A 13,041-nucleotide genomic window follows, 5' to 3' on the forward strand; every position below is an offset into this window, starting at 1 on the left:
ATGGGGGAAGGTCACCAGAAGGATCAAGCTTGAGCGGATATAGCGACGGATATTGGTGGTCGCCTGACGGCCTTCGGCTCCATTATCGGGATTATGCCGGCGGTGAGGATGGGCGTCCGCCCTTGCTGTGCCTGCCGGGCCTGACCCGCAATGCGCGTGATTTCGAACCGCTGGCCGGTCGGCTGGCGGGCGAATGGCGGCTGATCTGCCCGGACATGCGCGGCCGCGCCGAAAGCGCCTATGCCAAGGATGCGATGACCTATGTCCCGCTGACCTATTTTCAGGATATCGGCCGGTTGCTGGCGGACCTTGCCATTACGCGCTTCGTTGCGATCGGCACATCGCTGGGCGGCATTATCACCATGTTGATGGCCGCCACGCACAAGGAATGGCTGGCAGGCGCGCTGCTCAACGATGTGGGGCCGGTGCTGGATGAAGGCGGGCTGGCGCGCATCCGTTCCTATGTCGGCGTCGGCCAGTCGCATCCCACCTGGGTCCATGCCGCCCGCGCGCTGGCGGAGGCGAATGAAGATGTCTATCCCGCTTATGATCTGGAACAATGGCTGGCCATGGCCAAGCGTCTGTATCGCCTGAACAGCGGCGGGCGCGTCGTGCTGGACTATGACATGAAGATCGCCGAGCCGATCCGCGCCATGGGCAGCGAGGCGGGCGTCGATATGTGGCCGGTGGTGCAGGCATTTCGGGGCATCCCGACCCTGTTGCTGCGCGGCGAACGGTCCGATCTGTTGAGCGAAGCGACGGCGCAGCGCATGGCAGGGGACATTGGCGAGACTGTCGAACTGGTCACGGTGCCGGGCGTCGGCCATGCACCGGCGCTGGATGAGCCGGAAAGCGCGGCAGCGATCGACCGGCTGCTGACCCGCGTCCTCCAGGGCTGACATGGCAGGCGGGAAACGGCCCCATATGCTCCATGTCCATGGCAGCTTCACCCTGGGCGGCAAGGAAGCGCGCGCCATCCGGCTGATGAACATCTGGGGCGACAAGGCGCGCCATAGCATCGTCAGTGCAGACGCGCAGGCGCTGGGTGCGCGCAGCGCGATCGACCCGTCCATTGATGTGGATTTCCCCGGTGGGCCATCCTTCGCCGGTAAGCCCGGACCGGCGCGTTATCGGGAGATACGCGCTTTCCTCAAGCGCTTCGACCTGATCCTGACCTATAATTGGGGATCGATGGATGCGGTGATGGCGCATCGGCTGGCGGGCGCCTCCGCGGGCATGCCGCCGCTGATCCATCATGAGGATGGCTTCAACGCGGATGAAGCAAATGGCCTCAAGACCAAGCGCAACCTGTTTCGTCGCCTGGCCTTGCAACGTGCCCATGCGCTGGTCGTGCCGTCGGTGCGGCTGGAGGGGATTGCCCGCACTGTGTGGAAGCAGCCGGCGGCAAAGGTGCATCTGATCCGCAACGGCATCGATGTCGCCCGCTATGCGCAGCCGCCCGCGCCGGATGCGATCCCCGGCCTTGTCCGCACGCCCGGCAAGCTGCTGGTCGGCACGCTGGCCGGCTTGCGCGCGGTCAAGAATATCCCGCGCCTCGTCCGCGCTGTCGCCGCCCATAGGGACAGGCTGCAACTGGTGGTGGTGGGAGAGGGGCCGGAACGCGATGTGATCCTGGCGGAGGCGGTCGCCCATGGTCTCACCGACATCCATATGGCCGGCTTCATGGATCGTCCCTGGCGCTTCGTGGGCCTGTTCGATATTTTCGCCCTGTCCTCCGACAGCGAGCAATTTCCGATCTCGCTGGTGGAGGCGATGGCGGCGGGCATACCGGCCGCGTCGATGGATGTGGGCGACGTCGCCAACATGGTCGCGCCCGAAAACCGGCCCTTCGTCGTGCCGGACGAAACGGGTCTGGCGCAGGCGCTTGGGGCCTTGGCATCGGATGCCGATTTGCGCCAGCGTCTGGGTGCTGCGAACCGACTGCGCGCAACGCGCGATTATGCCGAGGAAGACATGGTAAACGCTTATGCACGCCTTTATGGGGAGGCTCTGGCCAGTCCCATGATTTTGCGCTAGGGCGCGCCAAATTCGTCATAGACAGCCAAAGCTGCTATAGGGTCGCTTTTTACCCGGTCGAGGGGGCCGGGTGCATGTGCAGGAGATGTCGTTGTTCAAGGGGTTGAAGCCCATCGTCTATGGTGGCCGCGAAGTCTGGCCGATAGTCGAAGGTGGCAAGGGCGTTGCCGTATCCAACCACAGCAGCTCTGGCGCCTGGGCGGCGGCCGGCGGCATCGGCACGGTGTCGGCGGTCAACGCCGACAGCTATGACAGCTTCGGCAACGTCATCCCCCAACTTTATCATGGCCGCACCCGCCGCGACCGGCATGAAGAGCTGATCGCCTATGCCATCGACGGCGCCGTCGAACAGGTGAAGCGCGCGTTCGAGATCGCCGGTGGCAAGGGCGCGATCAACATCAACGTCCTGTGGGAAATGGGCGGCGCGCAGCGGGTTCTGCACGGCGTGCTGGAGAAGACCCGTGGCATGGTGGCCGGCGTCACCTGCGGCGCGGGCATGCCCTATAAGCTCAGCGAAATCGCCGCGTCCTACAATGTCAGCTATCTTCCGATCGTCTCCTCCGGCCGCGCCTTCCGCGCGCTGTGGAAGCGTGCCTATTCCAAGGCGTCGGAATGGCTGGCGGCGGTGGTCTATGAAGATCCCTGGCTGGCGGGCGGCCATAACGGCCTGTCCAACGCGGAAGATCCGCGCGCGCCGCAGGACCCCTATCCCCGCGTGCGCGATCTGCGCGCGACGATGCGCGAAGGCGGCATTTCGGACGAAGTGCCGATCGTGATGGCGGGCGGCGTCTGGGCGCTCAAGGACTGGAACGACTGGATCGACAATCCGGAACTGGGATCGATCATGTTCCAGTTCGGCACCCGTCCGCTGCTGACGCAGGAAAGCCCGATCCCGCAGGGGTGGAAGGACCGGCTGATGCAGTTGGAGCCGGGCGATGTGCTGCTGCACAAATTCTCGCCCACCGGCTTCTACAGCTCGGCGATCCGCAATCCCTTCCTGCGCTCGCTCGAAGCACGCTCGGACCGCCAGATTCCGTTCAGCACCGAACAGGCGGGCGATCATACCCACCAGCTCGACGTGGGCGTGAAGGGCAAGAATTTCTGGGTGACGCTGGGCGACCTTCAGCGCGCGCGCGAATGGTTCGGCGCCGGCTTCACGTCGGCGCTCAAGACGCCGGACAATACGCTGGTATTCGTCGATGACGCGGAAAAGGCGGAAATCCGCAAGGACCAGACCGATTGCATGGGCTGCCTGTCGCAGTGCAGCTTCTCCAGCTGGATGGACAGCGAGACCAACTCCACCGGCCGTCTGGCCGATCCGCGTAGCTTCTGCATCCAGAAGTCGCTCCAGGAATCGGTCCATGGCGGCGATCTCGACAAGAATCTGCTGTTCGCAGGCCATGCCGCCTATCGGTTCAAGCAGGACCCCTTCTATTCGAACGGGTTCGTGCCGACCGTGAAGCAACTGGTCGACCGCATTCTGACCGGCGATTGATGGGGCCGCGATGATCGGGGATATTCAGGGGCTGGCGGTGCTGCATTATGGCGCTGCCGATTTCGATATCGTGCGGCCGGGGCGCTTCGTGCTCTGCGCCGTCTCGGGTGCGCAAATCGATTTGCAAGACCTGAAATATTGGAGCGCCGAGTTGCAGGAGGCCTATCGTGGGCCGGAAGAAGCGACTCGGTCCATCCTGAAACATCGGGCCAAGACCTGATCCGGGGCGATTCGTTCGTTTGCTAACCAGATTGTGGCGTACTATCTCGCGATTTGGCCTTTCAAGAGGTGGATTTTGTCGGCTCGCCTTCGTTTCACCTCGCTCCGCCGCAACTTTGCTATTCCGTCACGGTAAAAACTGATGTAATCTTTCCTTCGAAGCGACAAAGATCGCTCTTGGTGGAAGGATGTTTGGTGATGTCTCGTATCGACGTCTTTGGTGATCGTATCTGCATCGTATCGAGCCTGCTGATCGTAGGCTGGTTCCTCTACAGCATCGTGGGCTGATCGGCTTTACGAGCTTTCGATCTGGCCGCCTTTCCGGAGGATCGCGCTTGGCAGCAGGGATTGGCACGTACTTGTGGCGGGCAAGGTCATCTGTATCTGCCCCCAAGCAAAGCTATTTCGACATTCTCAATTTAATCGCTAGATAAAGTGGCGAGCTTAACGCTCCGCGGCTTTTGAAGGATGTCAGCTTGCTCCGCGTCACCAACGGCTAAAGCGCACGGTGCCGAAGCGACCACGCCAGGTTTCGTGTTCCCTTGCTTGAGGAGAAGACGATGACCCGCACGACCACACGCGCCCGCCTGCAACGCCACGCGCAGCCCGCGCAGCATATCTATATCCCCCACAGTAGCTGGACCCGCGCCGATCACAAGTCTGCGCCCGCAGCCCCAGCACCCATAGCCGCGGACGACTTCTGGGAACGGCTGGGACTGTAGAGGCCTTCTGTTAAACAGATATCGCTCAAAGTCCGTTCGGCCCTTCGACTTTGTCGAAGCCCCGTTTTTTCTGCAGCGTTTAAGAAAAGTACGGCCCTTCGACAAGCTCAAGGCGAACGGATTATTGGGGATATGTGACGCTCCAATCGGCCTTCTTTCGCTTCGAACCAGAGAGGCTTGTTACCGAAACACTACCGTCTTGCCGCCATTGATCAGCACGCGCCGGTCGGCGATCCAGCCGACCGCGCGGGCCAGCACCTGCGCCTCGATATCGCGGCCGATGCGGATCATGTCGTCGGCGGTGGCGCGATGGTCGACGCGCTCGACCGCCTGTTCGATAATCGGCCCTTCGTCCAGATCGGCCGTCACGAAATGGGCGGTCGCGCCGATCAGCTTGACCCCGCGATCATGCGCGCGGTGATAAGGACGGGCGCCCTTGAATCCGGGCAGGAAACTGTGGTGGATGTTGATGCAGCGCCCGGCCATCCGCGCGATCAGATCTTCCGAGAGTATCTGCATATAGCGGGCAAGGATCAGATAGTCGGACCGGCTGCGATCGAAGATATCGAACAACGCGGCTTCCTGCGCTGCCTTATCACCATTGGCGGGCAGTTCATGATAGGGAATGCCATGCCATTCGGTGATGCGCCGCATGTCGGGATGGTTGGACACCACGCCCATGATGTCGACCGCCAGCATGCCCGTCTGCCAGCGGTGCAGCAGGTCGGCCAGGCAATGCGATCCCTTCGACACCGCGATCAGCATGCGGGGGCGATGGCTGGCGGCTGTGAGCGACCAGTCCATCGCAAATTCCTCGCCAATGCCGGCAAAGTCGGCGCGCAGGCCATCGGTATCGTGCATCCGATCATCGGTGGCTTCGAAGGCGACGCGCATGAAGAACAGATCGGCTTCCCGGTCGGCATATTGCTGGCTGTCGGTGATGAAGCCACCACGTTCGGCCAGAAAGCGGCTGACCGCCGCGACGATTCCGACGCGATCGGCGCAGACTAGGGTCAGTACCCAGGACGGGATGGCAATATTGGACAACGGCCCCTCCGATAAAGATGGCATGCCGTTGCCCTAATGGCTTTAGCTGTTCAAGCCGTTAACCGGCACCGCGATCACGGCATCCGCCTCGAAACTGGCGATTGGATAGGCGCAATAGTCGGCGGCATAATAGGCGCTGGGCCGGTGATTGCCCGATGCGCCCAGACCACCGAATGGCATATTGCCCGCCGCGCCCGTGGTCGGCCGGTTGCGATTGACCACGCCGGCCCGGCTTTCCTCGACCACGCGCTGCCACAGCGCTTCGTCCTGCGAGATCAGGCCCGCCGACAGGCCGAAGCTGGTGGCGTTGGCGGCTGCGATCGCCGCATCGAACGCCGGCACTCGAATGATCGAAAGCACCGGCGCAAAAATCTCGGCGTCGGGCGCCTCCATGCCGGTCATGTCCAGCAGGGCAGGGGTGACGAAGGCGGCGCTGCGACCATCGACGCCGTTGACCGGGCGGATGACCTTCGCGCCGCGGGCGATCAGGTCGCTGACGGCGCGGTGCGATGCGGCAGCAGCCTGATCCGACACCAGCGGTCCCATGAAGGCCTCGCCCGGTTCATTCCAGGCGGCGATGGGAAGCTGGGCGGCCAGTGCGGCGGTCGCCTCCACTATGGCATCGCCGGTCGCGCCTTCCGGCACGATCAGCCGGCGCGCGCAGGAACAGCGCTGGCCGGTGGTGATGAAGGCCGAATTGACGATGATCGACGCGGCGGCTTCGGGACTGTCCCAGGCGATCAGCGGATTATTGCCGCCAAGTTCCAGCGCCATGATGACATGCGGCCGATCGACCAGCGCGCGCCGCAACGCCGCGCCTGCGCCTGCCGATCCGGTAAAGAGCAGCCCGTCAATATCACCCGCCACCAAGGCTTCGCCGGTCGATCGCCCGCCCTGCACCACGGTCAGCAATCCTTCGGGCAGGCCTGCGGCAGCCCAGGCATCCGCCATCGCCGCGCCAGTAGCCGGGGTGATCTCGGACGGCTTGAACACGACGGCATTGCCCGCGATCAGCGCCGGAACGATATGGCCGTTGGGCAGATGGCCGGGGAAATTATAGGGGCCCAGCACCGCCATCACGCCATGGCCGCGATGGCGCAGCACTGCCCGGCCAAAGGGCATATCTGCCGCGCGCTCGCCAGTGCGCTCGCCATGCGCCTTGATCGACACATCGACCTTGGCGATCATCGATCCGACTTCAGCGTCGCTTTCCCAGAGCAGTTTGCCCGTTTCGCGCGAGATGAGTTCGGCGAGTGCCGCCCGCCGTTCGCCCAGCACCTGCGCATAGCGACGGGCGATGGCGATGCGGTCGTCCACCGGCAGCGCGCGCCAGCCGGGCAGGGTGGCATGCGCGGTGGCAATGGCGCGATGGCATTCTTCCGCGCCCGCAACCGGCCCTTCCCAGACCAGTTCGCGTGATGCCGGGTCGAAGGACTGTAACATGGCGCTCACTTTGCTTCCTTCGCGCTGGTCATGGCGAAAATGCCGGTGGCGTTGCCGGTGTCGAACGCCAGGTCGAGGCGACCGGTTGCCGGGTCGATGTCGCGGCTGATAAATTCATAGAAGGAGCCCGGCACCATGCGCACCTCCCCATCGGCGAACGGACGCTCGACACTGTCGGCACGAAAGGCGGTCTGGCGCACCCGGCCGGTGGCGGACACTTCCAGCTTCTCCTTCATCGGGCGGTCCTCGGCCTTCAGCCGTTCGGCCAGCGCGGCGACGTTGGCCACGCGGTCGGTGGCATGGTTGAAGGCATTCCCCTCGGTCGCGATCCAGGCGGCCTCATTGGAACGGGACAGCAGCAACTGATAATCGTCGAAGGCGGGCGGTTCATGCTGGCGATCGAAGGCCGACAATATGGTCGGCAGAACTGCGATTGCGTCAGCGAGTGAGACAGCTTCGCCTGTGGCATAGCGCGCCAGCACCGCCTTCGCCGCCGCATCCAGCGGATCGCGCGATGTGCCGAAGACGCGGGCCGCCGCCTCGCCAAATTCCGCGTCGAACCGATCGACATGCAGTTCGGACATGAAGAATTGCGGAATGGCTTCGGGATAGTCGGCATGGCGATAGGCGCGGCCGGTCATGCGCAGCCGTTCCAGCGGATAGAGGGCCGCCATTTCGAACCCCAGCGGCAGGAAGATGCGCGTAAAGGCATCCTCGCCGCCGGGCAGCGCGCCGGTCGGTCCATCGGGAAAGCGGATGGCGCGCAGCGCGCCATGATCGAACAGCACGGTGCCGCCCCGCGCCAGCGTGTCGGCGACATAGGCGTCACCACTCGGCACGCGGGCAAGCAGGTCATGGAACAGGCAGACATTCATCGCCATGGCAAAGGCGGCGCGCGACACGTTATCGCCGCTCTCGGCCAGCAGTGCCGGGTCGATCGTCAGCATGTCCAGCGTCTGGCGGGCAATATCCTCGCCCAGCGTCGCGACGACCAGCGCCTCTATCGTGCTTATATTCTCATTCGACATGAAATGCTCCGGGGTGACAGCATCATTATCGCAAGATAGGCATGATTTTCAAAATGGCGACCTGTCATCTGTTGATGCGAGTTTGGAATGAGCAATTTCCGCAAATGGCTGCCCCCCATGAGCACGCTAACCGCGTTCGAGGCGGCGGTGCGCCATGGTGGCTTTTCCCGTGCCGGGCAGGAAATCGGCCTGACCCAGAGTGCGGTGAGCCGTCAGATCGCTCAGCTGGAGGCGTGGCTGCAAACGCCGCTGTTCGACCGGATCGGGCGGCGGGTACGCCTGAACGAGGCCGGGCGCGCCTATGCCGAGGATTTGCTGCCTGCCCTCGACAATATCCGTCGCGCCAGTGCGCGGGCTTCGGCGCGACCCTCGCAGACGGCGCTGCGCGTCGCGACCCTGCCCAGCTTCGGGATGCGCTGGTTGGCGCCGCGTCTGCCGCAACTGACCGCGCGCCATCCCGATCTGGTGATCGACTTTGCCGCCCGGTCCCAGCCCTTCGACTTCGGGCATGAGGATTTCGATGCGGCTGTCCATTTCGGTGTCGCGGAAGAATGGCCCGGCGTCGCGATGGACTTTCTTTTCCGGGAAGAGGCGGTGCCGGTCTGCGCGCCGGCCTGGCTCGCGGCGCATCCGCTGCGGGAGCCGGCTGACCTGCTGCATGTCCCCTTGCTCAGCCAGTCTTCCCGTCGGGACGCCTGGGCGCGCTGGCTGACGGCGGCGGGCGTGGATGCATCGGGACTGGCGCCCGGTCCCGCTTTCGAACATTTCCTGATGCTGGCGCAGGCGTCGGCGGCCGGGGCAGGGGTGGCGCTGATCCCCAGCTTCCTGATCCGGCCGGAACTGGAGGCAGGAACTTTGGTCATCCCCTTCGCCCGACCGATGTCGACCGAGCAGGCCTATTATCTCGTCTATCCGCCCGATGCGCTGGCCGGGCCGCTGGCCCAGTTTCGCGACTGGATGGTGGATCAGGCCGGCAGGGGGTGAAAGGCGAGCGTAGAGGATCAAAGACCCGCTACGCTCGTACGGATGGTCACATCTTCTTGGGCATGCAGTCCGCACCGGCAGCCTTGATCGCGCCGCACAGGCGGCTGGCGTCGGCGCTGCTGGCGATCGGCCCGGCCTGAAGCCGCGTGACGGCCCCGGCCTTGACCAGATAGGGTTGATAAGCGGACAGGCCGCCAACCTTCTTGCTGAGCTGGCTCCAGAGCGCACGGGCGCGCCCTTCTTCACCGAATGCGCCAAGCTGAACGCGCCAGTTGCCCGATGCCGCAGGCGCAGGCGCGGCGCGGGGGGCGGGCGGCGTGGGTGCTGGCTTTGCCACGGCCACCTGTGGCGCAGGCTTGGGTGGAACAGGCTTGGGTTGTACCGGCTTTGGCTGGGCCGGAGCGGGGGTCGCGCTCGCCACTTGCCTCGGCGGCGAGGCAGGCGGTATGTTCATGATCGAAGGCGGCAATTCGGTCGTGCGGACCGCAGACGGGGCGCTGCGTACTGGTGCCGGGGTGACGGCCGCCATCGCGTTGCTGCTGCTGTCGTTCTTTTCCAGGCTGGCGGCCAGTGCCAGACCTTGCTTGCGCTGGTCCTCGGGAATGAACTTGTCCATCTGTTCAAGGCTGGACGACGCCTGCGGCAGGCCCGCAGCCGACGCGCGGGTCATCAGCGCATAGGCGCGGACCCAATCCTTGCCGATCATGTCGCCGTTGAACAGGGCCGTTCCGACAATATATTGCGCGCGCGGTTCGCCGCGCATGGAGGCATGCTGGAGATAGGGCATGGCGCCGCTCCGGTCGCCCTGCTGGAACAGCAGCAGGCCCAGATTATCCTCGGCGCGCATATGCCCCTGTTGGGCGGCCTTGCGATACCAGTCGATTGCAATATTCAGGTCCGGCTGGACGCCGCGACCCAGCTTATAGGCTTGGCCCAGATTGAATTGCGCATCGGAATCGCCCGCCTGTGCCAGCGGCCGCCATTCGCCAATCGCCTTGGCATAATCGCCCTGCTGCCAGGCATCGACGCCGGTCTTTACATCGGCGATGGCCGGTGCGGTCGCGATCAACAGCGCGGCAGCCGCCGATCCCCAAATATGTCTACCGTGCATGTACCCATGCTCCTGCCCAGATGAATTTACAAAACATCTATCCCCAAACAAGGTTAATGTCGCGTTAGCGCGGGTGCATCAAGACCAGACATAGTCGTTCGGGCAGTTAACCGAATTTTAGGCGCACTCGTGGCAATCCGCACGGAACTGGATTTTCTGGGGGGACGTGCGTGCGAATTCTGGCATTGGCATCACAGAAGGGCGGATCGGGCAAGACGACCTTGTCCGGTCATCTGGCCGTGCAGGCGCAGATGGCCGGTGCCGGACCCGTGGTGCTGATCGACATCGACCCGCAGGGGTCGCTCGCCGACTGGTGGAACGAACGCGAGGCCGAATATCCCGCCTTCGCCCAGACCACGGTCGCGCGTCTGGCCGCTGATCTGGAGATATTGCGGCAGCAGGGTTTCAAGCTGGCCGTCATCGATACGCCGCCGGCCATCACCATGGCGATTCAGAGCGTCATTTCCGTGGCCGAACTGATCGTCGTGCCGACCCGGCCCAGTCCGCACGACCTGCGCGCCGTGGGCGCCACCGTCGACCTGTGCGAGCGCGCAGGCAAGCCGCTGATCTTCGTCGTCAACGCCGCCACGCCCAAGGCGCGCATCACCTCCGAAGCGGCTGTCGCCCTGTCGCAGCATGGCACGGTCGCGCCGGTGACGCTGCATCACCGCACCGATTTCGCGGCATCGATGATCGATGGCCGCACCGTGATGGAGGTCGACCCCAAGGGACGCTCGGCCGGTGAGGTCGTGGCGCTCTGGTCCTATGTGTCGGACCGGCTGGAAAAGAATTTCCGCCGCACGGTCTTTTCCGTGCCCCAGGGCAGCGTCGGCACGGCCGGCGCGGCGCGGCCTTCGGGCGGAGGCTTCGGCCGCCGCGTGATCGGCCAGTAAAGGGGGCGGATAAATGGCAGAACCCAAACCACTCGCATCGCTGACCTCCGGCCTGCTCGCCCGCAAGGGCGCGGCGCAGCCGGCCATGCGCCGCCCGATGCTCGGCTTCGGCCGCGCCGTGACGGCGGCCGTGCCGCAGGATGATCTTGGCTGGAACGACATGGGCTTCGATGTCGAGCCGGTGCTCCAGCCGGTCGAGGAGCCCGTCGCACCGATCGGCCTGACGCCGATGGCGCCTGTCCCACCGATCGCCGCGCCGGAACCGCCCGTCGTCACCGAACGCCGGACGCTGGCGAAACGGATCATGGGTAAGCGCGCCAAGGTGGAGGCCAAGGCGACGGCAACAGGGCGCAAGGCCGCCTTCACGCTGCGGCTGGACGCTGAACGGCATCTCAAGCTGCGGCTGGCCTGTGCAATCACTGGCCAGTCCGCGCAACAGATCGTGACCGACGCGCTCGACGATTTTCTCAACGACCTGCCGGAAATCGACCGGCTGACGCAGCAGCTGCCGCACATGCGCGACGGCCAGTGAATGAAGGGTGGGTATTGATATGAACCGCAAGACATTTGGAAAGGCGGCACTATCCTCGCTGATCGTCGCCACCACCATGGTCGGCTGCACCGGTGCAGCCTTCCGTCCCCGGACCTCGGCGGTCCAGCAGAAGGGCGATCCGACCAAACTCGCCGCCGCCGCTGAAAAGGCGCTGGTCGGCCGCAACGCGGCAAAGGCAGTTGAATCGGCCGAAGCTGCGGTCCAGCTTGCTCCGCAAAACGCTGCCTATCGTCAGATATTGGGCCGCGCCTATGTGCTGGCCGGGCGTTTCGCCTCGGCTGAAACCGCGCTCGCCGATGCGATGGATCTGGGCAATGTCGATGCCAGCACCGTCGTCAGCCTGGCGCTGGTGCAGGTGGCGCAGGGCCGTCCCGACGCGGCGCGCAACCTGCTGATCGAACATGCCGACACCGTCCCTGCCGGCGACTATGGCCTTGCCATGGCGATGGCGGGCGATCCGGTCGAAGGCGTGCGCATCCTGTCGCAGGCGATCCATGATCCCTCCGCCACGGCGCGCACCCGCCAGAATCTGGCCTATGCCTATGCGCTGGGTGGCCGCTGGAAGGATGCCCGCATGATCGTGGGCATGGACATGGAACCGCTCGACGCCAACAAGCGCATCTCCGACTGGGCGCAGATTGCCGAACCGTCGCTGGCGCCGATGCGCGTCGCCGCGCTGATGGGCGTGATCCGTAACGAAGGCGACCCGGGCCAGCCGGTCGCGCTGGCGCTCACTGCGCCCGCCGCCGCACCGGTGCAGATGGCGGAGGCCGCTCCGGTCGCCGCGCCCCAGCCCGAACCCCAGCCGATCGCCCCCGTGCAGGTCGCCGAAGCCGCCCCGCCGCCAGCGCCTGTCACAGCACCGCGGCCGGTCGCTCAACCTGCCCCGGCGCCGGTCATCAAGGCATCGTCCAGGCCGGTGCGCGTCGCCGCGCGCGATTTCATCATCGAAGATCATAACGCTCGCCCGGTCGCGGCAAAGGCTTTCGCCAAATCTTCTGGTAAGGCACAGGTCTCTGCCGCGCCGGTTGCCCGGATGCAGCAGGCTGCCTTCCTGAAGCCTGTCAGCAATGGCGCCAGCAATTGGGTCGTCCAGCTTGGCGCCTATGACAGCGCGGCGATCGCCAAGGAAAAATATATGAGCATGGCCGGTCGCAGCGGCACGCTGGCCGCCTTCCCGGTTCTCACCAGCCAGGCGACCGTCAACGGCAAGCCTTATCATCGCCTCGCCATCAGCGGCTTTGCTAGCCGGGCCGATGCGACGATGGCCTGCCGCACGATCCGGGCGCAACGCGGCCAGTGCTTCGTGCGGGAAACCGCGCCGAACGCCACGCCGCAACGCTGGGCGCTCGCTACCCGTGGACGCCAGTTCGCCTCGCGCTGATTCCTACGCTCCCAAGCGATCCTTGAAGCGCGCAGACCCATCGGGTTTTGCGCGCTTTTCTTTTGCGCGGCGCTGATGGTGGAGCGGATTTTCCGCCGTGCCATGTCCGGCCTTTGCGCTTATGG

At 64.8% G+C, this 13,041-nt stretch carries 13 protein-coding genes; 9 read left to right on the forward strand and 4 right to left on the reverse strand.

Annotated features, from left to right (window positions below):
• Positions 1-29 precede the first annotated feature (29 nt).
• The 5 genes from BMX92_RS19820 to BMX92_RS27450 all read left to right on the forward strand — a co-directional run bounded on the left by BMX92_RS19820 (position 30) and on the right by BMX92_RS27450 (position 4,473).
• Complete coding sequence (locus BMX92_RS19820) at positions 30-899, forward strand: alpha/beta fold hydrolase (protein ID WP_093019742.1); 870 nt, start codon at positions 30-32, stop codon at positions 897-899.
• A 1-nt stretch (position 900) separates the two neighbouring features.
• Positions 901-2,037, forward strand: coding sequence for a glycosyltransferase (locus BMX92_RS19825; protein ID WP_093019744.1), 1,137 nt, complete (start codon positions 901-903; stop codon positions 2,035-2,037).
• Positions 2,038-2,128: 91 nt separating this feature from the next.
• Positions 2,129-3,532 carry an NAD(P)H-dependent flavin oxidoreductase gene (locus BMX92_RS19830; RefSeq protein ID WP_093019834.1) on the forward strand — a complete coding sequence of 468 codons (1,404 nt, stop codon included), beginning with the start codon at positions 2,129-2,131 and terminating at the stop codon, positions 3,530-3,532.
• A gap of 10 nt (positions 3,533-3,542) precedes the next feature.
• Positions 3,543-3,752: a DUF2093 domain-containing protein gene (locus BMX92_RS19835; RefSeq protein WP_093019746.1), complete on the forward strand. Its 210-nt coding sequence runs from the start codon at positions 3,543-3,545 to the stop codon at positions 3,750-3,752.
• Between the two features lie 559 nt (positions 3,753-4,311).
• Positions 4,312-4,473, forward strand: a complete 162-nt coding sequence (locus tag BMX92_RS27450; protein ID WP_177185159.1) for a hypothetical protein — start codon at positions 4,312-4,314, stop codon at positions 4,471-4,473.
• A gap of 180 nt (positions 4,474-4,653) precedes the next feature.
• Here BMX92_RS27450 and purU read toward each other — a convergent pair whose 3' ends face one another.
• From purU to BMX92_RS19850, 3 genes are read right to left on the reverse strand one after another with little or no spacing between them, the layout of a single operon-like run.
• Positions 4,654-5,544, reverse strand: coding sequence for a formyltetrahydrofolate deformylase (purU, locus tag BMX92_RS19840; protein ID WP_177185160.1), 891 nt, complete (start codon positions 5,542-5,544; stop codon positions 4,654-4,656).
• Between the two features lie 18 nt (positions 5,545-5,562).
• Complete coding sequence (astD, locus tag BMX92_RS19845) at positions 5,563-6,963, reverse strand: succinylglutamate-semialdehyde dehydrogenase (protein ID WP_093019836.1); 1,401 nt, start codon at positions 6,961-6,963, stop codon at positions 5,563-5,565.
• A 5-nt stretch (positions 6,964-6,968) separates the two neighbouring features.
• Positions 6,969-7,991, reverse strand: coding sequence for a DUF1338 domain-containing protein (locus BMX92_RS19850; protein ID WP_093019750.1), 1,023 nt, complete (start codon positions 7,989-7,991; stop codon positions 6,969-6,971).
• 87 nt (positions 7,992-8,078) lie between these two features.
• Between BMX92_RS19850 and BMX92_RS19855 the strand changes: the two genes are divergently transcribed.
• A complete protein-coding gene (locus BMX92_RS19855) occupies positions 8,079-8,975 on the forward strand; it encodes a LysR substrate-binding domain-containing protein (protein ID WP_093019752.1) in 897 nt (298 codons plus the stop codon).
• Between the two features lie 46 nt (positions 8,976-9,021).
• Here BMX92_RS19855 and BMX92_RS19860 read toward each other — a convergent pair whose 3' ends face one another.
• Positions 9,022-10,086, reverse strand: a complete 1,065-nt coding sequence (locus BMX92_RS19860) for an SPOR domain-containing protein (protein WP_093019754.1) — start codon at positions 10,084-10,086, stop codon at positions 9,022-9,024.
• A gap of 170 nt (positions 10,087-10,256) precedes the next feature.
• Between BMX92_RS19860 and BMX92_RS19865 the strand changes: the two genes are divergently transcribed.
• The 3 genes from BMX92_RS19865 to BMX92_RS19875 are packed head-to-tail and all read left to right on the forward strand — an operon-like array spanning position 10,257 to position 12,916.
• On the forward strand, positions 10,257-10,979 hold the full coding sequence (locus tag BMX92_RS19865; protein WP_093019756.1) for a ParA family protein: 723 nt from the start codon (positions 10,257-10,259) through the stop codon (positions 10,977-10,979).
• Positions 10,980-10,992: 13 nt separating this feature from the next.
• A complete protein-coding gene (locus tag BMX92_RS19870; protein WP_093019758.1) occupies positions 10,993-11,511 on the forward strand; it encodes a hypothetical protein in 519 nt (172 codons plus the stop codon).
• A gap of 19 nt (positions 11,512-11,530) precedes the next feature.
• Complete coding sequence (locus tag BMX92_RS19875; RefSeq protein WP_093019760.1) at positions 11,531-12,916, forward strand: SPOR domain-containing protein; 1,386 nt, start codon at positions 11,531-11,533, stop codon at positions 12,914-12,916.
• Positions 12,917-13,041 lie beyond the last annotated feature (125 nt).

This window comes from Sphingobium sp. YR768 (assembly GCF_900111125.1).
Classification (GTDB): domain Bacteria; phylum Pseudomonadota; class Alphaproteobacteria; order Sphingomonadales; family Sphingomonadaceae; genus Sphingobium.